This is a genomic window from Desulfolutivibrio sulfodismutans DSM 3696 (assembly GCF_013376455.1).
In the GTDB taxonomy this organism is placed as follows: Bacteria; Desulfobacterota; Desulfovibrionia; order Desulfovibrionales; family Desulfovibrionaceae; genus Desulfolutivibrio; species Desulfolutivibrio sulfodismutans.
Genome location: NZ_CP045504.1, coordinates 120145 through 139243, shown reverse-complemented (window position 1 = coordinate 139243; position 19099 = coordinate 120145). Strand labels below are relative to the sequence as shown.

The window sequence follows — 19099 nt, the reverse complement described above, 5'->3', positions numbered from 1 at the left end:
GGGGGGGCGGCCCCGGCCGCCGTGTCCCGGACAGGCTTCGCCCCGTCGCCGTCTGGCGGATTGTCCGGCCGGGACGCGCCAGCCGCCACCCTGCGCCGGAGCCTCCAAGGGGCAGCCTCAACGCCTGCACGGCGGCGGGACCAAGCCGCCCAACCGTCAGTCGGCCGCCAGGTTCCGTTTTTTGAGCTTCTCGATGAGCGTGGTCCGCTTGATGCAGAGGATCTCGGCGGCCTGGTTCTTGACGCCACCGGCCTCTTCCAGGGCTTCAAGCAAAAGGCGCTCCTCCACCTGATCCAGAAATTCCTTCAATCCCAACGATTTTTCCCGCAAATGCCCAATGGTGGGCCACACGAAGCCGTTTGCGGGCGCACAGGCCGCCACCGGGGCTTCAGGCGCGGCCAGGCCCGCGGCGTCGAGAATCTTTTGCGGCAGATCCTCGGGGAGGATCTCGTCGTGTTCGCATAAAATGGACAGGCGCTCCATGAAGTTTTCCAGTTCACGGACGTTGCCCGGCCAGGGATACCTGAGGAAAAGGTCGCGGGAACGGGCCGGAAGGCCCAGTTTCTTGCGCTGCTTCTGCTTGCAGAACCGGTTCAGAAAATGGTCGGCCAGAAGCAGGATGTCCTCGCCGCGTTCCCGAAGCGGCGGCAGATGCAGGGGGATGACGTTTAAGCGATAAAACAGGTCTTCCCGGAAGCGTCCCGTCCGGACCTCCTCTTCCAGGTCGCGGTTGGTGGCGGCCACGATGCGCACATCGGCCTTCATGGTCTTGGTGCCGCCCACCCGCTCGAATTCTTTTTCCTGAAGCACACGCAGGATTTTCACCTGGAGGCTCAAATCCATCTCCCCGATCTCGTCGAGAAAGATGGTGCCGCCGTCGGCCAGCTCGAAGCGGCCGGGACGGCTGCGGATGGCCGAGGTGAAGGCCCCCTTCTCGTGGCCGAAAAGCTCGGATTCCAGAAGTTCGCGGGGAATGGCCCCGCAGTTGACCGGGACAAAGGGCCTGCCCTGGCGGCGGCTGTTGCAATGCAGGGCCCGCACCAACAGTTCCTTGCCCGTGCCGGACTCGCCGGTGACCAAAACCGTGCTGTCCGTGGGGGCCACCTTGCCCAGAATACGGTAGACCTCATCCAACACCGGGCTTTTTCCCACGATGCCGCCCAGATTCAGTTCCATCCGCCCTCCTGGATCGTCGCGCCCCACTGTCCCGTGAGACCCGTCCCATCCCTTTCCACCACGGGACGCACACGGCCAAAAAGAACTGTAAGCGGCCGTCGCCCCCATGTCAATTTCCTGACGCGATTTCTGCAACATGCGGACAATATGGGCCAGTCGAAATCCTTCCCGGCCGCAGAGGGCCAATGCGCCGGGGCAGCCAGGAGGCGGGAGGGAACCTAGGCAATCATGTTCAGGATGGAGCCGACCAGTTCGTCCTGGGTGCGGATGGAGGCCAGGTTGGCGGAATAGGCGTTTTCGTCGTTGATCATATGCACCATCTCGGTGGAGAGGTCCACGTTGCTGCCCTCCACGGCCGTCCACTCCCCTTCGGTGCGGCCATCGGCAGTCTCCACGGGAAGTTCCTCATAGCGCAAGGGACCGGGGGCCTGGTCCCGGGAAATGTCCTGCACGGCCACGCCATAGCCGCCCTGGCCGGTCTCCAGGGTTACCCGGGCGGACTGATACCCGTCGGTATTGACGTTGGCCACGTTGTCGGCCGTGACCGCCTGGGACGTAGCGAAGGCCGAAAGGGCCTGCAGATTGGAGGAAATGCCGTTGATCATGGACCGGTCCTCCTTGTGGAGGGGCTGTGCGCCGTGGGACGATCAAAGAAGACTTATTAACAAACAATAAGACCTTTTGCCACATCATGCAAGCCGCGCATCGTATTCACGTCACCGGGACGGCTTTGGCGACGCATGCGCCGCCCCCTGCCGTGAGGGCTCCCGGCAAGGAGCCGGAAACGGGCCACGGCACAGCAACGTCCGAATGCACGGGCCGTGCGGGTTTTGCTTTTCGCCGGGGTTGGGGTAGACATGGAGCATGTCCGCATCCCGTCATCCGTCCCGGTCGGCCGGGCAGCCGCCGCGTTCATGGCGTGCAACCCACGGCATGGTCGCACTCCTGGCCGCGGTGGCCGTCCTGGCCGCCCTGGCCGCCTGCCGTGAACAGGAGCTGCCCCCGCCCGTGCGCAGCGCCAATACGGAATACGGCTTCAGCATCGTCCTGCCCCCGGGCTGGAAGACCTTCGAGGAGAAAACCCGCGACTGCCTGGCCTCCCTGGGGGCCACAGGCCCGGACAACGGCCTGGTCTACGTCTGCGTGCGGCAGCGCCCCCCGGACTTCGCCACCAGCCAAAGCGAGTTCGTCAACTGCGAGCAGATCAAGACCTATGTGGAGGAGACGCTTCTGGGACGCCGCGTGGAATGCCGCACCACCACGGTCCAGGGCCGCCAGGCCTACGAGGCCCTGTACCTGCGGGATGTGGCCGACGCCAAAGGGGCTGTGCGCAAGCAATTCGTCAACCAGACCTTTCTTCTCCGGGGCGACCGCCTCTACGCCGTGACCTCCTATGCCATGGGAACCACGGAGGCCAAGGCCCATGCCGCGTTCAACGCCCATTCCGAGGTGGTCCTGCGTTCGGTCCTGACCTTTTTCCTGCACAACGGCCAGGGCAGCGGCCCGCCGCCGCAAAGTGGCCGCGAGCGGGCACAAAGCCCTTGATCCCTGACGCAAAGCCGGGTATCGGCCTCTGTCGCCGTGGGGGGCTTTCCCACTGTGGCGCCGAAGCCATCCTTGCCTGGGAGTTTGCCATGAACCTGCCGCCCTTTGAACTGGAACGCTACTTTTCCGTCCATGAATTCACGGCCAAACGCCTCATGTGCGTTTCGGACTGCCAGCCTCTGACCGTGGCCGAACTGCTGTCGCTCTCCGACGGCGCGGCCGAGGCCTTTGCCGCCTTGCCCATGGGCTACGCCGATTCCCGGGGCGGCCCCTCCCTGCGACAGGCCATATGTCCGCTCTACGCCGCCGTGACCCCGGACGACCTGTTGGTGCATGTGGGGGCCGAAGAGGCCATTTTCACCTTTTTCAGCGCCATCATCTCCCCCGGCGACCGGGTGATCGTCCAGACCCCCTGCTACCGCTCCCTGCGCGACGTGCCCGCCGCCCTGGGGGCCTCGGTGCTGGAATGGCCGGGACGTCAGGAGGATGGCTGGATACCGGACCTGGGCTTTCTGAAAAAGGCCCTTGCGGAAAAAACCCGGGCCGTGATCGTCAACTTTCCCCACAACCCCACCGGGGCCCTGCCCGACCAGGACACCTTCCGGGAGATCGTACGGCTGTGCGACGCCGCCGGGGCCGTGCTTTTTTCCGACGAGGTGTACCGCTTCCTGGAATACGACCCGGCTGACCGCCTTCCGGCCGCCTGCGACCTCTCGGACACGGCCGTGTCCCTTGGGGTCATGTCCAAATCCTTCGGGCTGGCGGGCCTGCGGGTGGGCTGGGTGGCCAGCAAAAACGCCCCGGTGCTGGCGGGCATGGCCCGGGTCAAGGATTACACCAGCATCTGCGGCTCCCCGGCCACGGAATTTCTGGCCGCCTTGGCCCTATCCCAACGGGAGGCCGTGCTGTCCCGGACCCGCGCCATCACACTGGACAATCTGGCGGCGGCCGGGGAGTTCATGGCCCGCCGGGCGGATCGTTTCACCTGGGCCGCCCCCAAGGCAGGCCCCATCGCCTTCCCGCGTCTGGCGGACGGCGGCGATGCGGCGGCATTCGCCAAGCGCCTGCTCGACGCCACTGGGGCCCTGCTTCTGCCCGGCAGGGTCTATGGCCCCTACGCCTCCCATTTCCGCCTGGGCTTTGGCCGGGCGGGGTTCATCGAGGGGCTGGCGGTGCTGGACGCCTTCCTTGACGACGCCGCGTCGCCCGGTTCGTGAAAAAGCCACACATCTTGGCGGACCTACGGATTGTATTGATTTTTTTACTTGTTTTTTTGCCACGATTCGGACAAATATTTCTGATTTCGTAAAGAAACGGATTTTTCCGGCATAGCCCGGCAGGCCGCACCGATCCCGCAACCCCCCAACCGCAAGGAGAAAGTCGCATGTTCAAACGGACCCTGCTCACCGTGATGGCCCTCGTGCTGCTGACCGGCACGGCCCTGGCCAAAGACATCGTGTTCGCCACGGACGCCACCTGGCCACCCATGGAATTTGTCGGTCCCGACAAGGAAATCACCGGCTTCGCCGTCGACTATATGAAGGCCGCCGGCAAGGAAGCCGGATTCACCCCGGTGTTCAAGGCCGTGGCCTGGGACGGCATCTTCGCCGGTCTCGACGCCGGAAACTACGACGCCATCTGCTCCTCCGTGTCCATCACCGACGAGCGCAAAAACGCCATGGACTTCTCCACCCCCTATTTCAAAGTCCGTCAGGCCCTGGTGGTCCCCAAGGACAGCACGGTCAAGAAGATTGAGGAGATGAAGGGCAAGACCCTGGGCGCCCAGATCAGCACCACCGGCCACTTCGCCATCAAGAAGGTCGAGGGCATCAAGGACAAGTCCTATGACGAGGTCGGCCTGGCCTTCGAGGATCTGTTCAACGGCCGCATCGACGGCGTGGTGTGTGACGACCCCGTCGCCGCCCAGTACGCCCTGCAAAACGACAAGTACAAGAACGCCCTGAAGATCGCCACGATCATCGAGGCTGGCGACGAGTTCTACGGCATCGCCATGAAGAAGGGGAACAAGGAAGTGCTCGACCTGGTGAACAAGGGCATCAAGGCCGTCCAGGACAAGGGCATCGACAAGGAACTCCAGAAGAAGTGGATCGGCCAGTAAACGCAGGCCGCCTGGGCGCGCCGCTTTCCATGGAGAGCGGCGCGCCTTCTCACGTGATTCGCCAGACGCGCCGCGTCTCCCCCGCCGCGCGACCAAAAAGACATGCGATATGAACGAAGACAAGAAACGATCACAGGACATAAAACCCGTCGTCATCGAAGTCGGCGACGGCGCGGCCATTCCCTCCCGGGGCGACCGGGGGCTGGTGTCGGCCTGGAAGCTGTCCTTTTTCTTCGCCGTGGCCACCCTGGCCTATCTGCTCATCTTCCGGCCCACCCCCTATGTGCGGCTGATCAAATTTCTGCCCGACGGCATCCTGGTCACCTTCCAGGTCACCATCTTCTCCATCCTTTTGGCCATCGTCATCGGGCTTTTGACGGGACTTGGGCGCATCTCGCGCAACAAGGTCATCAACCTCGTGGCCTCCACCTATGTGGAGATCGTGCGCGGCGTGCCGCTTCTGGTCCAACTGTTCTACATCTATTACGCCCTGGGCCAGTTCGTGAAGGTGCCGGACATGGTGGCCGCCGTGGTTGCCATGAGCTTCTGTTACGGGGCCTACATGGGCGAGGTGTTCCGGGCGGGCATCCTGTCCATCTCCCACGGCCAGACCGAGGCCGCCCGCTCCCTGGGCTTCAACCGCTGGCAGACCATGTATTACGTGATCCTGCCCCAGGCCTGGCGGACCATTCTGCCGCCGGTCGGCAACGAATTCATCGCGCTGTTAAAGGACACCTCCCTGGTCTCCATCCTGGCCGTCTCCGACCTCCTGCGCCGGGGAAGGGAATTCGCCTCGGAGAGCTTTTTGTACTTCGAGACCTACACCCTGGTGGCCCTCATCTATCTCATCATCACCCTGATCCTCTCCAAACTGGTGAGCATCATGGAAGAGAGGCTTTCGCGCCATGTCACCCGCTAACCCCATCATCCGCGTCGAAAACGTCAGCAAGCATTTCGACACGGTGGCGGCCCTGTCCGAGGTGGACCTTTTCATCGAACCCGGAGAAAAGGTGGTCATCATCGGCCCCAGCGGCTCGGGCAAGTCCACGTTGCTTCGGACCATCAACCGCCTGGAAAGCATCACCGCCGGGTCCATCGTGGTGGACGGCTTCGACCTGTATTCGCCAAGCGTGGACATCAACAAGGTGCGCATGGAAGTGGGCATGGTCTTTCAGAGCTTCAACCTCTTCCCGCACATGACCGTGCTGCGCAATCTGACCATCGCCCCCCAAAAGCTCAAAAAAATGCCCGTGGCCGAGGCCGAGGCCATGGCCCGGCGGCTGCTTGAGAAGGTGGGCATCCCGGACAAGGCCGACGTGTTCCCGGTGAAGCTCTCGGGCGGCCAGCAGCAGCGGGTAGCCATCGCCCGGGCCCTGGCCATGAGCCCCAAAATCATGCTTTTCGACGAACCCACCTCGGCGCTCGATCCGGAGATGATCGGCGAGGTCTTGGACGTCATGGCCGCCCTGGCCCGGGAGGGCATGACCATGGTGGTGGTGACCCACGAAATGGGGTTCGCCCGGGAGGTGGCCGACAGGATCATCTTCATGGACGGCGGCCGCATCGTGGAGGAAGCCCCGCCCGCCAAGTTCTTCACCGCACCCGAGCATCCGCGCACGCAGAAGTTCCTGGAGCAGATCCTCTAGAGGGTTCTGGGCGCTCCCGCGTCCCGTCTCCACCGTACACATCCCCCCTTCCGGTTCGCCGGGAGGGGGGGTTTGTTTTACTGGTCATCAGAGGAGCTCCGACATCATGGCCCGGCCTCTGGGGCTTCCGAATGTGACGTCCGCGGCGCAGGCCAAGCCGGTCGCGATCAGGCGCCAGGGCCATTCCGCGAGGAACATCCCTCTGGAATCCCAGGCTGGATGACACCGCAGGCGTCACAGGGATATTCCCGTTCCCCAGGCCGTATGATAAAGGGCGGCGGGAACATATCCCCGCAATCGCCACACCAAGGAGAGCCTCATGCCCATCGCGCGTATCCCGCTTCTGGCCTGCGCCCTCTGTCTCATCGCCCACTGTGCCGCGGCGGCCGCCCCCATAAAGGTCGCCGCCCTGTACAACACAACCGGCGGCATGAGCTCCATCGATACCCCGGGCCTGCGCGGCGCGAAGCTGGCCGCCAAACACATGAACGCCCAGGGCGGCGTCGGCGGCAGGCCCATCGAACTGGTGGTCTTCGACACCGCCAGCGACCCGCAGGCGGCGGCCGCTGCGGCCGGGAAGGCCCTGGACGCAGGCGTGGCGGCGGGCATCGGCTACGGCGACACGAATTTCGTACTGGCCGCCGCGCCGCTTTTCATGGAGAAAGGCGTGCCCTTCATCACCTCCGGGGCCACGCTTCCTGACCTGCCCAAACGGCTGGGCGCGAATTTCTTCATGGTTCCCTTCGGCGACGACGACCAGGCCCACGCCATCGCCGACTACGCCCGGGAGGATCTGGGCCTGAAGCGGGTCGCCGTGTGGACCGACATGTCCATGGACTTCACCACGGCGCTTTCCCGCTATTTTGAGAAGCGTTTCCGGGCCAAGGGCGGCGAGGTGGTCCTGACGGACGAATTCAAGGCCGGGGACCGGGACTTTTCGGCCCTGGTCGAGCGCCTGCAAAAGGCCGAGCCAAAGCCCGACGCGGTGTTTGTGGCCGCCGTGCCGGACGAGGCCGGGGTGATCGTGAAGCAGATTCGCCAGGCCGGTCTGAAGCTGCCCATCCTGTCCGGCGACGGCTTCGACACCGAACTCGTGGCGACCGTTCCGGGACCGGATTTGGCCCATGGCGTGTATTTCTCCACCCACACCTTTCGCGGCGACGCCCGTCCTAAGGTGCAACAATTCATCGCCGACTACCGGGCCGAATACGGCGTGGCGCCGGAGAGCGCCTTTGCCGCCCTGGGCTACGACGCCGTGATGCTTGTGGCCGATGCCTGCGGCCGGGCCGGAAAAGGCGACACCCAGACCTTGCGTCAGGCCCTCCGCGGCACGCGGCATTTCGAGGGCGTGACCGGCAGGATCGATTACAGCCGCAAAAGCGGCGTGCCCAAAAAGGCCGTGTCGATCATCGCGGTGACGGGCGGGGCGTATACGGTCAAAGAGGTGTGGCGGCCGGGCAGATAGTCTCCCGGTTGCGGCGCGTGTCAGGCAAAACGACGTTTTGTGCGGGAAGGACGGCTGCCCATGCTCAATTATCTGCTCACATTCGGCGCGATTGCCTGCATAAGCATTGCCGTGCCCACAATGTATCTGGCCCTGAAAAACCGTGTCGCCAGGGCTACCGAAGGAAAACCCGCCTGCAGCGTCAGCGGAACCATCTTTTCCCTTTTCGGCTCGATCTATGCTTTTTTCATCGGATTTTGCATCGTGACCCTGTGGAGCACGTTCAACACCGCCAAGATGAACCTCGCCGAAGAGGCCAACGCCCTGCTCGTCGCCAGCTACATCTCCCGCAATTTTAACGACTCCAGCGGGTTTCGCAATGCCGTGGCGGCATATCTGGAAAGCATCGTGCAGGACGAGTGGCCGTCCATGGACAAGGAAAACGCCATGTCCGCCATTTCGAAGCAGCATTTCGACACGGTCTGGGATGCCTTCCGCGCCTTGAAGCCGGGAGACAAGGAAGACAATTCCCTCTATGTCGAACTCGGCACGACGCTGATGCTGTCTTCGAAACTGCGCGCGGCGCGGGCCTTGTCCCTGTCCGGGAATCTGTATCCGCCGGTGTGGATCATCATGATCATCGGGTTTGTCGGGATCTGCCTGGAACTGAATGCGACAGGGGCAAAAAACGGCATGCGAAAACACGTCGTGGAAAGCATCGCCATTTTCACTATCCTGTCGTGCATGTATTTCATCTACGACATCAACACCCCGTTTTCAGGGTCGGTGAACATTTCGCCCCAGGCCGTCTCCACGGCCCTGGAGCGTATCGAGGAATCCGCGCCGACAGCCGGTATGAAGTAACTTGTCTTTGTCGCTGGCGGGTATTAAGGCCGCGTACCCCAAAGTCTCGGGGCGCGGGGAAAGGGAATGCGGGTGAAGTGGCGGGGTGAGAGGATGGTCGCGCCCTGAGGATATGGGCTCTCCCCATACCCAGCCTCCCCCGCTATCGTTGCCCTTCCGGCTGAGGGGATATGCTGAAAGATATCCTGTTGTCGTATCATCGAACCATCCGATATTTGCCGGTCATCCCGAGATCGGTATGGAAGGAACCTTCGAGAACATCCGCTGGCGACAACATTCCCTTGCAGTTCGCCGTCCATGTCTCACACTGGATGACAAAGGAGACGGACTGTTTGTCCCCAGATCCTAACACAAGGCATGAATTCCCCGCGTCATCGATATAGACGCCATACAACGCATCTAAATTCCCTTTCAGTGTCATGCTGTTCACAGTTCTATTTGGCCAGTGAATGCGCCATTCACCTCTGATATCTCCAGCAAAGGATATTCTTGCTGCCATAGATAAGCAAAATACCGTCAGAAAAGACACCAATGTGATACATTTTCGCATGACTATCCCCTTTCTACGGGGAAAATATACGTCACAATTTAATAATATCAAGAAATCGTGCCGAATATAAATTCATAGCTCCGGACTCAGCGAAAAAGACCCACCGCTTTGCAACTTTACGTTCTCACGAATCCTTTCTGGTCGTCGCAGTTATCATACGCGACATGGAGAGGTAAAGGATGTCCTCAAGATCAAAGATGGGAAATGATGCTCCATACGATCTAAAATTAGCGCCAGATCGTTCTTCTGGCGCTTCGTCGCAAAAAGCCCCCCGGACGCGATCACGCCCGGGGGGCTTTGCCCGTCGATTCATTCGTGCGGCCAGCCCTACCCCGCCGCCTCGGCTTCCTTCGCCTTGGCCTTGCGCCCGAAAAGCCGCCCCAGCCACGACTGGAACCGATCCAGGTAGATGTAGTAGATCGGCGTGAAGTACAGCGTCAAAAGCTGCGACACCACAAGCCCCCCCACCACCGCCAGGCCCAGGGGACGCCGGGCCTCGGCCCCGGCCCCCATGCCGAGCGCAATGGGCAACGTGCCCATCAGCGCCGCCATGGTGGTCATCATGATCGGCCGAAACCGCACCAGCGCGCCTTCAAAAATGGCCTGGGCCGGGTCGAGCTTTCCGGCCCGCTGGGCCTCAAGGGCGAAGTCGATCATCATGATGGCGTTTTTCTTGACGATGCCGATCAGCATGATGATGCCCACGAACCCATAGATGTTCAAATCCTCCCCGAACACGTAGAGCGTCAAAAGCGCCCCCACGCCCGCCGAGGGCAGCCCCGACAGGATGGTGAAGGGGTGGATGAAGCTCTCATACAGGATGCCCAACACGATGTAGATGACCACGATGGCCATGGCCAGAAGCAGCCACAACCCCGAAAACGAACTCTGGAAGGCCTGGGCCTCGCCCTGAAACGCGGTGCTGATGCCATCAGGCAACGTCTGGCGGGCCACATCCTCCACCGTCGACACCGCGTCGCCCAAAGACACCCCGGGACGCAGGTTAAACGACAAGGTCACGGACGGCAACTGTCCGGAATGGTTGACGGAAAGTGGACCGGCTGCAACCGTCCAACTGGCCAGGGTGTCCATGGTCACCAGTTTGCCGTCCTTGGAGCGCACGTAGAGCAGCGCCAACGCGTCGGGATTGGCCTGATATTTCGGATCAAGCTCCACCATGACCTTGTAGGTGCTGTTGGAGGCGTAGATGGTGGACACCTCGCGGTTGCCGTAGGCCGTGGCCAGGGCGTCCTCGATCTGATAGGCGGAAATCCCCAGGGACGAGGCCTTGTCCCGGTCGATGGTCACGTTGAGCTGGGGATTTTTGATCTCCAGGTCGCTGTTGACGTCCTGAAGCAGGGGCAGCCCGCGCAACCGCTCCTCCAGGACCGAGCCCTCGCGGTACAGTTCCTCGATGTTGGGGCTTTGCAGGGTGAGCTGGTATTGGCCCTTGGTGGCCATGCCTCCCACCTTGATGGGCGGCGGGTTCTGCAGAAACACCCGCACCCCCGGCACCTGGGACAGCTTGCCGCGCAGGCGCTGCATGACCTCGTTGGCGTGGTCCGGGCGCTCGTCCCGGGGTTTGAGGCGGATCATGAGCCGACCGGTGTTGCCGGCGGAGTTGGGTCCGCCGGCCCCCACCACGGACATGAAGGCCTGTACGGACGGATCCTTCGAAATCACGTCCATGAGCTTTTTCTGGTGTCCGACCATGGCCTCGATGGCGATGCCCTGCTCCCCTTCCACCACGGCCTGGAGGCCGCCGTTGTCTTCGCTGGGCACGAAGCCCTTGGGGACGATGCGAAACAGGTAGACCGAGGCCCCCACCAGCAGAAAGGAGAAGAGCAGCACCGGCAGCTTGTGATTGATGGTGGCCCGCAAGGTTTTTTCGTAGATGCGGCGCATGCCTTCGAACACGCTCTCCATGAGCCGGTAGAATCGGCCGTGCTTTTGCCCATGGCCGTGGGGCTTGAGCATGAGCTTGCACAGCATGGGGGTCAACGTCAGGGACACGAACCCCGAAATCAGGATGGCCGAGGAAATGGTCACCGCGAACTCGTGAAACAGCCGCCCCACCACGCCGCCCATGAACAACACCGGCAAAAACACCGCCGCAAGCGAGATGGTCATGGACACGATGGTGAAAAAGATTTCCTTGGAGCCGTCCATGGCCGCCTGGAGCGGGGACTTGCCCTGCTCCATGTGGCGCACGATGTTTTCCAGCATGACGATGGCGTCGTCCACCACAAACCCCACGGCCAGGGTCAGGGCCATGAGCGAGATGTTGTTGAGGCTGAATCCCATCTGGTACATGACCGCAAAGGTTCCCACCACGGACATGGGCAGGGCCAGACTCGGGATGAGCGTGGCCGTGAGGTTTCGCAGGAACAGGAAGATGACCATGATGACCAGGCCCACGGTGAGCATCAGGGTGAACTTCACCTCGCCCACGGAATCCTTGATGGAGTCCGAACGGTCGAAAAGGATGTCCAGGTTGACCGCCGCCGGGAGCTGGGAGCGGAACTCGGGCAACAGATCCTTGACGGCCTGGGCCACGCCCACGGTATTGGTGCCGGGCTGGCGCTGGATGGCCAGGACCATGGCCGGGGTGAAGTTGTACCAGTTGGCCCGGCGCGGCTGCTCCACGCTGTCGAAGACCTTGGCCACCTCGTTTAGGCGCACGGGCGCTCCGTTGCGCCAGGCCACCACCAGGGGTCCGTAGGCCTCGGCGTTCATGAGCTTGCCGCTGGAATGCACGGTGTATTCGCGCTGGGGCCCGGCCACGGTGCCCACGGGCAGGTTCACGTTGCCGCTTTTGATGGCCGAATTCACCTCGTCCACCCCAATCTGCCGCGAGGCCAGGGCCTCGGGATCGAGCTGGATGCGCACGGCGTATTTGCGCGACCCGTAGACCATGACCTGGGCCACGCCGTTGACCATGGAGATGCGCTGGGCCATCAGGGTCTCGGCGTATTCGTTGACGTCGGACAGCCTCAGCGTGGGCGAGGAAATGGCCAGGTACAGGATGGGCTGATCGGCCGGGTTGACCTTGCGGTAGGTGGGCGGCGTGGTCATGTCCGACGGCAGTTGGCGCATGGCCGCGGTGATGGCCGCCTGCACGTCCTGGGCCGCCGCGTCGATGTCGCGTTCCAGGGAGAATTGCAGGGTGATCTTGCTGGACCCCAGGCTGTTGGCCGAGGTCATGGAATCGATGCCCGCGATGGTGGAGAATTCCTTCTCCAGCGGCGTGGCCACGGCCGAGGCCATGGTCTCGGGGTTGGCCCCGGCCAGGTTGGCCGTGACCTGGATGGTGGGAAAATCCACGTTGGGCAGATCGCTGACGGGCAGCCGGTTGTAGGCCATGATCCCGAACAGCAAAAGCCCCAGCATGATCAGGGTGGTGGTCACCGGGCGGTTGATGAAAAGGGCCGAAGGATTCATTTGGAGCCTTCCTTGCCGGGCGTCTCAGCGGCCTTGGCGGCGGTCGGCCCGGCCCCTGCCTCCTTGGCCGCTCCGGGGCCGCCCTTGGCCTCCACCGCCGCCCCCGGGGTCAACCGCAACTGCCCGTCCGTGACCACGACCTCGCCGTCGGCCACGCCCTCGTTGAGCACGGTCTCGCCGCCCACAATGCCGTAAATCTTCAGATCGCGCGGTTCCACGGTGTTGTCGGGCTTGACCACATACAGGTACGGGCCGCGCAGCCCCTCCTGCACGGCGGGCGTCGGCACCACCACGCCCTGGCGCTGGTCCAGGGCGATCGTCACCCGTACGAACTGCCCGGGCCACAGGGCGGCGTCGGCATTGGTGAAGCTCGCCTTGAGCCGGATGGCCCCGGTGGTGGTGTCCACGGTATTGTTTAAGGCCGAAAGCACCCCGGTCTCTGTCGTCGCCTCCCCGTCCGCCTGGGCCGTGACCGTGACCGGCCCGGCCTTCATGCGGGCCATGATCCCGGGCAGATAGCGTTCGGGAACGGAAAACGAGACGTAGATGGGCCGGATGCGGTTGATGACCACCAACACGCGGTCATCGTTGGCCTTGATGACGTTGCCCTTGTGCAACAAAATCGCCCCCACCCGGCCGGTGATGGGAGAGCGTACATGGGCGTATTCCAGGTCGAGCTTGGCCCGGTCGCGCTCGGCCTCGCTGACCTTGATGGTGCCGCGCAGGGTCCGGGCCTGGGCCAGGGTGTGGTCGTAGGACTCCTTGGAAATGACGTCTTTTTCCTTGAGCCGGGCGTAGCGGGCGAGATCCTCCTCGGCATTCTGCAACAGGGCGCGATCCCGCTCGATCTTGGCCTCAGCCTCGGCCAGGGACAGTTCGAAGGGGCGCGGATCGATGAGAAACAGCTTGTCGCCCTCGGCCACGTCCTGGCCGTCGACAACGTATTGCTCCATGATCAGTCCGCCCACCTGGGTCTTGACCGACACCGAGGCCATGGATTCCACATTGCCCACGGCCTGGATGTTCACGGGGACGGTTTTTTTCACGGCCGTGGCCACGGCCACCGGGACGGCCCGGGCGGCCTTCGGCCCGGCGGCCTTGTCCCCGCCGTTACAGGACCACGCGGCAAGCGCAAGCATCGCCACGAACATGCCCCTCAGGACGGGGGACCGAAACGACAAAGCGCCGCGTATCCGGGCGCGCGTATTTTGGGCGCGTGTCGACAAGAGTCTTCTCCAGGGTGGTTTTGGGTGTTACTGCCGCATGTGGTTTTCAGAATGAGACGGGGCGGCATGGCCAGCATCGGGGCCAAGCCCATCCTCTTGCCGGTCATGATAATGGGCCATGCCCGCCAGGGAGAAACGGACGATATGCTCTGCCAGGCGGGAAATGCCGGTTTCGTCGTAGGTCAGGTCGGGAAAGATCCGGGTCAGGATGGGCCGCGCCACGGCATAATTGCGACATTGGCCCACAATGCTCTGCACGCACAGGGCGACCAGGGCCGGATCGGCCCCCGAGCCCAGGATGTCGCTTACGATCTCACGCAGTTTTTCCACCCGGGGCATGATGGAGCGGTCCACGAAGCGTCCCAGCATGGGTGTGGGCTCGGACAGCTCCCTGGCCATGAGCGCGCTGTGCCAGGAATTCTCGCCCTTGCAGAGCATGCGTAAAAGCAAAGCCCGGACGTAGGCCGAAAGGCGCTCCCGGGGAGGGCTTGCCTCCGACACGCCCGAATCGATGGGATAGCGGCGCAGGGCCTCTTCGTGGGCATGGCGCAACACGGCGTCGTAGAGCCGCTCCTTGCTGCCGAAATGGTAATGCACGGCGGCCACGTTGGCCTTGGCCTTGCGGCAGATGTCCCGGATGGTGGCGGCTTGGTAGCCTTTCTTCGAAAAGATGTCCCCTGCCGCGTGCAGAAGCCGAATCCGCGTTTCTTCGCCGTTGCCGCTGTCGCTCATGCCGTCTCCTTCCGTCAAACAAATGTTTGAAACGAATGTTTATGGGCAGGCGTTCGTGATGTCAACTCATCCCTTCGGCCGGGACACGCGAAAACCTCACGGCCACGTCTTTTCAGCCCCAAACGGACCCAAGGGCGCGCAACCCCTTTGAGCTTCATTTCGGGACGTGCTAGGAACCGAGCAAGGAACACCTCAGCCAAAAGGAACACACACCCATGGGCATTCTCGGCAAAAACACGGCGCTTTCCCAACTCCTTGCAACCCATGCCGCCGCACTGGCCACGGCGGAACGCCTCGACGTAGCCGCCCTGACCGGCGGCATCGACGCCGGGCGCATGGTGCTTCTGGCCAATCCGGCCCATCTATGCGTCATCCCCACCGTGGTAGGACAGCCTGCCACGATCAAGGTCAACGCCAATATCGGCACCTCGGTTTTGATCAACGACGTCAAGATGGAGATGCAAAAACTCCGGCTGGCCCAAAAGGCCGGGGCGCACACGGTCATGGATCTGTCCACGGCCGGGGATCTGCACGCCATCCGCAAGGAGATCATCGCCGCTTCGGAACTGCCCATCGGCACAGTGCCGCTGTATGGACTGGCCCAAAAATACGTCGCCCGGGGCCAAGACCCCAGCGACTTTTCCGTGGAGGAATTCCTGGAGGAAATCGCCCGCCAGGCCGAAGAAGGCGTGGACTTCATGACCCTGCACTGCGGGGTCACGGCCCGGGGCGCAGCCATGGCCCAGGGAGGCCGCCGGGTGCTGGGAATCGTGTCCCGGGGCGGCTCCATCCTGGCCCGGTGGATGAAACGCCGGGGCGCGGAAAATCCGCTTCTGGAACGCTTTGACGACGTGCTCGACATCTGCCTGCGACACAACGTGACCATAAGCCTTGGAGACGGCCTGCGGCCCGGGGCCGGGGCCGACGCCGGGGACGGAGCCCAGTGGGAAGAGGTGGTCACCCTGGGCGAACTGACGCTTCGGGCCTGGGAACGCGGGGTGCAGATCATGATCGAAGGCCCGGGACATGTGCCGCTGCACCTTGTCCAGTCCCAGATCGAGGGCATCAAGCGCCTGACCCACCATGCCCCGCTCTACGTCCTGGGGCCCCTGACCACGGACTGCGCCCCGGGCTACGACCACATCGCCGGGGCCATCGGCGGGGCCTTGGCCGCGACCTACGGCGCGGATTTTCTCTGTTACCTGACCCCGGCCGAACACCTGACCCTGCCCGGCCCCGAGGACGTGTGGGCCGGGGTCAAGGCCAGCCTGGTGGCCGCCCAAAGCGCCGAAACGGCCCTGGGGCGCCCCCACGCTGTGGCCCGCGACCGGGCCATCTCCGAGGCCCGGGCCAAACTCGACTGGGAGGCCATGGCCCAGGTGGCCATCGATCCCCAGATGCTGCACAAACGCCGGGAACACCACCGCGATGAACGCGAATGCGCCATGTGCGGTACGTTCTGCGCCATCCGCATGGTCACCGGCATCGACGACGCGCCCGTGCCCGCACGGGGCGGCAAGAAAGGATAGAGGCGGCCTCCGGCGGCCAGGGGGGGAACCTTTTTTGAAAAAAAGGTTCCCCCCTGGACCCCCTTCCCAAAAACTTCGTCGCGCTTCGCGTCCGCGCTCGGGAGGACGCATTCCCGCCTAACCACCTGGATTTCCGGCCGGATTGTCCCGGCGCGGCGCGCCGGGACAATCCGGCCGGAGTCAGGGGGTCCGGGGGAAATGATTTCCCCCGGGCGGGGTACGGGGCGGCAGCCCCGACACAGGGCGGGGCTGCCGCCCCGACGCAGAGGAGGCGATATGCATACGCTGGTGCTGGTGAGGCATGGGCAGAGTGAGTGGAACCTGGAGAACCGGTTCACGGGCTGGACGGACGTGGGCTTGACGCCTCAGGGCGAGGCCGAGGCGGCAAGCGCGGCTGAGCTTTTGCTGGCCGGGGGGTATGATTTCGACGCCTGCCTGACGTCGGTGTTAAAACGCGCGATAAAGACGCTGGACATCGTGCTGGAGGGCATGGACCGCATGTGGCTGCCGGTGGCAAAGTCCTGGCGCTTGAACGAGCGGCATTATGGGGCATTGCAGGGCTTAAACAAGGCCGAGATGACCGAGAAGTTCGGCGAGGCCCAGGTATTTTCCTGGCGGCGCAGCTACGACGTGCCGCCCCCGGCGCTCACGCCGGACGACCCCCGGCATCCGGGCCGGGACCGGAGATATGCGGGCCTGACCGAGGCGGAGCTGCCGCTGACGGAATGCCTGAAGGATACGGTGGCCCGGGTCATGCCCTACTGGGAAGGCGAAGTGGCCCCGCGCATCCGGGCCGGACAGCGGCTCTTGATTGCAGCCCACGGCAACTCCATCCGGGCCATGGTGAAGTACCTGGACGGCATAAGCGACGCGGACATCGCGGGCCTGAACATCCCAACCGGAGTGCCCCTGGTCTACGAACTGGACACGGAACTTCGGCCTGTGCGCCACTTCTACCTGGGCGACCCCGAGGCCATCGCCAGGAGCATCCAGGCCGTGGCCGACCAAGCCAAGGCCAAAAAATAAACCTGCCCCCCCGGACAGACGGGGCGGACCCGGAACGGCCCCCATGGGGGCTTCTCGAAAGGGAAGCCCCCATTCCTTGCGCCACATCGGGCACGACGGGAACGCGGCATCGAACTCCCGGGCCGCATCCATCCTCCCTCCGCTTACGGCGCGTTCGTCTCCTTCTCCCTGACCTTGGCCTTTTTGTTGCCGAAAAAGACCGCCAGGCAGCCCGCAAGGAGGCTGGCCCCCAGCGACACGTAGGCGAGGCCGAATCGTTCGGCCTCAAAACAAATGATGAACACGAAAAACAGTATGGTGGAAACAATGACCAGTTTCATGGCGTAAGCCCCTCCGTAAATGCTGTCGTTCTGCATGATGGCTTTGGCATGCGCCCGGACCTCGTTTCCGAGGCCGGGGATGCCTGTTCCACAACGAGGCCGTCCCGCTGCCGCGTCTTCCCACGGCCCGGTTGATCCCTGCGACACGGGCAAAGGATCCCGAACCACCCGGGGGAAGGCCCAAACACGGCGTTATGCGAGGAGACAGGAGGGAGAAGGCTATCCGCAGGCGATGCGGCACAGAGGCGAGAGGGTCCGCAGGCGCGTCCGGGTGAAGGCGTATTCGCCATCCGTGGGAGAATTCGTCTTGTCGGGCGCGGGGAACCGGAGCAAAAACCCGGCCGGAACCGAGGCGGCCGGGAGGCCGCCGGGAAAAAACGGCGTATCGGGGATGCCGTGCGGCAGACGCGCCCCGGGGGCCGCGACGGCCCGGCAACCGGCGATGGCGGCGGCCTGTGCGCCGACGACCAAAAGGGAGTCCGAGGCGTCCGCCCGAAATCCCGCGCAGGGTATCTCACCGAGAAGAAGGACCACGAGGGCCATAGCCAGAAACACGGCCGGGCCGCCCGTTTTCCACAGGCTCTTCAGGCGAGCGGCGGCGCGGGCCGCGTGACATGGGGATGAAACGGAACGTGACGGCATCATGCTCGCTCTTTCCGGGCCGCGCGGCAGAGACATGGTCTCAACAACAGGGAAATCCCGTCACCGCGCACTGTCTGGCCTGACCCAGCATGTCGGCCAGGGAGATGGAGTCGAGTTCACGGAAGACCGACTGCGTGGCCCGCTCCCAGATACGCCGGGCCACGCAATCCGAAGAGATGGGACAGACCGTCTCGTCGCTGACGCATTCCGTGAGCGCCGGGTGTCCCTCCAGGATGCGCACCACATCGCCGATCTTGATCTCACCGGGCGGCAGGGCCAGGACATGGCCCCCCTTGGGTCCGCGCTTGCTGTGGATGAACCCGCCCTTTTTGAGCTCCCGGATAAGCTGTTCCAGATACTTGACGGAAATCTTGCGTCGCTGGGCGATGTCCTGGATGCGGACGGGGCCGCTGCCGCCGTTGATGGCAATGTCGAGCAGCATGCGCAGTCCGTAGCGGCTCCGTGTGGTTAGTTGCATGGAGGGTTCCCCGGGAAAAAGGTGGTCGCCAATTCCGACGACAAAAGTATAATTCCAAAAATCCCGGCGAAGGGCAAGGGACCACTCCAAAAAACAATGACCAGACAGGCACTTCCCGTCTGCTATCCGGCCCGGCTCACCGCCATGCGGCCGTATCCCTCCCGCCCCAGGGCCGGATTTTCCGCCGTCTCCTGTCCTGGATGCGCGCGGCACACCCGCACCCCACGGGCCACGATGCAACTGCTGCACACCACCGCTCCGGCCGCCACGACATAAAAATCCATCTCCGAAACGACCTCCCCGCACAACTGGCACATCCGTTTCATGTCACGCCTCCCTGTGTTGTTGTTCTCCCCAACGC

The 19099-nt window shown here is 63.5% G+C and carries 19 protein-coding genes; 9 read left to right on the top strand and 10 right to left on the bottom strand.

Features of this window, described 5'->3' with window-relative positions:
- Positions 1-156: 156 nt before the first annotated feature.
- Together GD606_RS00590 and GD606_RS00585 are read right to left on the bottom strand one after the other, a co-directional pair.
- Positions 157-1176, bottom strand: coding sequence for a sigma-54 interaction domain-containing protein (locus GD606_RS00590; protein WP_163303345.1), 1020 nt, complete (start codon positions 1174-1176; stop codon positions 157-159).
- Positions 1177-1394: 218 nt separating this feature from the next.
- Entirely contained in the window at positions 1395-1781 is a 387-nt protein-coding gene (locus tag GD606_RS00585) for a flagellar basal body rod protein FlgC (RefSeq protein ID WP_163303346.1), read from the bottom strand.
- Between the two features lie 328 nt (positions 1782-2109).
- Between GD606_RS00585 and GD606_RS00580 the strand changes: the two genes are divergently transcribed.
- From GD606_RS00580 to GD606_RS00550, 7 genes are all read left to right on the top strand, one after another.
- Positions 2110-2721 (top strand): hypothetical protein, encoded by a 612-nt coding sequence (locus GD606_RS00580; RefSeq protein WP_163303347.1) that lies wholly within the window; start codon positions 2110-2112, stop codon positions 2719-2721.
- An 89-nt stretch (positions 2722-2810) separates the two neighbouring features.
- On the top strand, positions 2811-3938 hold the full coding sequence (locus GD606_RS00575) for an aminotransferase class I/II-fold pyridoxal phosphate-dependent enzyme (protein ID WP_163303348.1): 1128 nt from the start codon (positions 2811-2813) through the stop codon (positions 3936-3938).
- Between the two features lie 167 nt (positions 3939-4105).
- Positions 4106-4840: a basic amino acid ABC transporter substrate-binding protein gene (locus tag GD606_RS00570; RefSeq protein ID WP_163303349.1), complete on the top strand. Its 735-nt coding sequence runs from the start codon at positions 4106-4108 to the stop codon at positions 4838-4840.
- A 109-nt stretch (positions 4841-4949) separates the two neighbouring features.
- Positions 4950-5759: an amino acid ABC transporter permease gene (locus GD606_RS00565; protein WP_163303350.1), complete on the top strand. Its 810-nt coding sequence runs from the start codon at positions 4950-4952 to the stop codon at positions 5757-5759.
- Positions 5746-6486, top strand: a complete 741-nt coding sequence (locus GD606_RS00560; protein WP_163303351.1) for an amino acid ABC transporter ATP-binding protein — start codon at positions 5746-5748, stop codon at positions 6484-6486. The genes GD606_RS00565 and GD606_RS00560 overlap by 14 nt, the downstream gene beginning before the upstream one ends.
- A gap of 319 nt (positions 6487-6805) precedes the next feature.
- Positions 6806-7951 (top strand): ABC transporter substrate-binding protein, encoded by a 1146-nt coding sequence (locus GD606_RS00555; RefSeq protein WP_163303352.1) that lies wholly within the window; start codon positions 6806-6808, stop codon positions 7949-7951.
- 60 nt (positions 7952-8011) lie between these two features.
- Positions 8012-8794: a bestrophin-like domain gene (locus GD606_RS00550; RefSeq protein ID WP_163303353.1), complete on the top strand. Its 783-nt coding sequence runs from the start codon at positions 8012-8014 to the stop codon at positions 8792-8794.
- A 196-nt stretch (positions 8795-8990) separates the two neighbouring features.
- Here GD606_RS00550 and GD606_RS00545 read toward each other — a convergent pair whose 3' ends face one another.
- The 4 genes from GD606_RS00545 to GD606_RS00530 form a co-directional block, all read right to left on the bottom strand.
- Entirely contained in the window at positions 8991-9344 is a 354-nt protein-coding gene (locus tag GD606_RS00545; protein ID WP_163303354.1) for a hypothetical protein, read from the bottom strand.
- A 327-nt stretch (positions 9345-9671) separates the two neighbouring features.
- Positions 9672-12785 carry an efflux RND transporter permease subunit gene (locus tag GD606_RS00540; protein WP_163303355.1) on the bottom strand — a complete coding sequence of 1038 codons (3114 nt, stop codon included), beginning with the start codon at positions 12783-12785 and terminating at the stop codon, positions 9672-9674.
- On the bottom strand, positions 12782-13924 hold the full coding sequence (locus GD606_RS00535; protein ID WP_246299119.1) for an efflux RND transporter periplasmic adaptor subunit: 1143 nt from the start codon (positions 13922-13924) through the stop codon (positions 12782-12784). Before GD606_RS00535 ends, GD606_RS00540 begins: the two co-directional genes overlap by 4 nt.
- A 114-nt stretch (positions 13925-14038) precedes the next feature.
- Positions 14039-14743, bottom strand: coding sequence for a CerR family C-terminal domain-containing protein (locus tag GD606_RS00530; protein WP_163303357.1), 705 nt, complete (start codon positions 14741-14743; stop codon positions 14039-14041).
- A gap of 215 nt (positions 14744-14958) precedes the next feature.
- On the opposite strand from GD606_RS00530, the gene thiC reads away from it, so the two are divergent.
- Together thiC and gpmA are read left to right on the top strand one after the other, a co-directional pair.
- Positions 14959-16272, top strand: coding sequence for a phosphomethylpyrimidine synthase ThiC (gene thiC, locus GD606_RS00525; protein ID WP_163303358.1), 1314 nt, complete (start codon positions 14959-14961; stop codon positions 16270-16272).
- 276 nt (positions 16273-16548) lie between these two features.
- Positions 16549-17298, top strand: coding sequence for a 2,3-diphosphoglycerate-dependent phosphoglycerate mutase (gene gpmA, locus GD606_RS00520; protein WP_163303742.1), 750 nt, complete (start codon positions 16549-16551; stop codon positions 17296-17298).
- Between the two features lie 143 nt (positions 17299-17441).
- Here gpmA and GD606_RS00515 read toward each other — a convergent pair whose 3' ends face one another.
- The 4 genes from GD606_RS00515 to GD606_RS00500 all read right to left on the bottom strand — a co-directional run bounded on the left by GD606_RS00515 (position 17442) and on the right by GD606_RS00500 (position 19064).
- The gene (locus GD606_RS00515) at positions 17442-17618 is read right to left on the bottom strand and encodes a hypothetical protein (RefSeq protein ID WP_163303743.1); all 177 of its coding nucleotides are present in this window, start codon (positions 17616-17618) and stop codon (positions 17442-17444) included.
- A gap of 219 nt (positions 17619-17837) precedes the next feature.
- Positions 17838-18173 (bottom strand): hypothetical protein, encoded by a 336-nt coding sequence (locus tag GD606_RS00510; protein ID WP_163303744.1) that lies wholly within the window; start codon positions 18171-18173, stop codon positions 17838-17840.
- Between the two features lie 127 nt (positions 18174-18300).
- Entirely contained in the window at positions 18301-18738 is a 438-nt protein-coding gene (locus tag GD606_RS00505) for an RrF2 family transcriptional regulator (RefSeq protein ID WP_163303745.1), read from the bottom strand.
- 122 nt (positions 18739-18860) lie between these two features.
- Positions 18861-19064 carry a hypothetical protein gene (locus GD606_RS00500; protein WP_163303746.1) on the bottom strand — a complete coding sequence of 68 codons (204 nt, stop codon included), beginning with the start codon at positions 19062-19064 and terminating at the stop codon, positions 18861-18863.
- Positions 19065-19099: the final 35 nt, after the last annotated feature.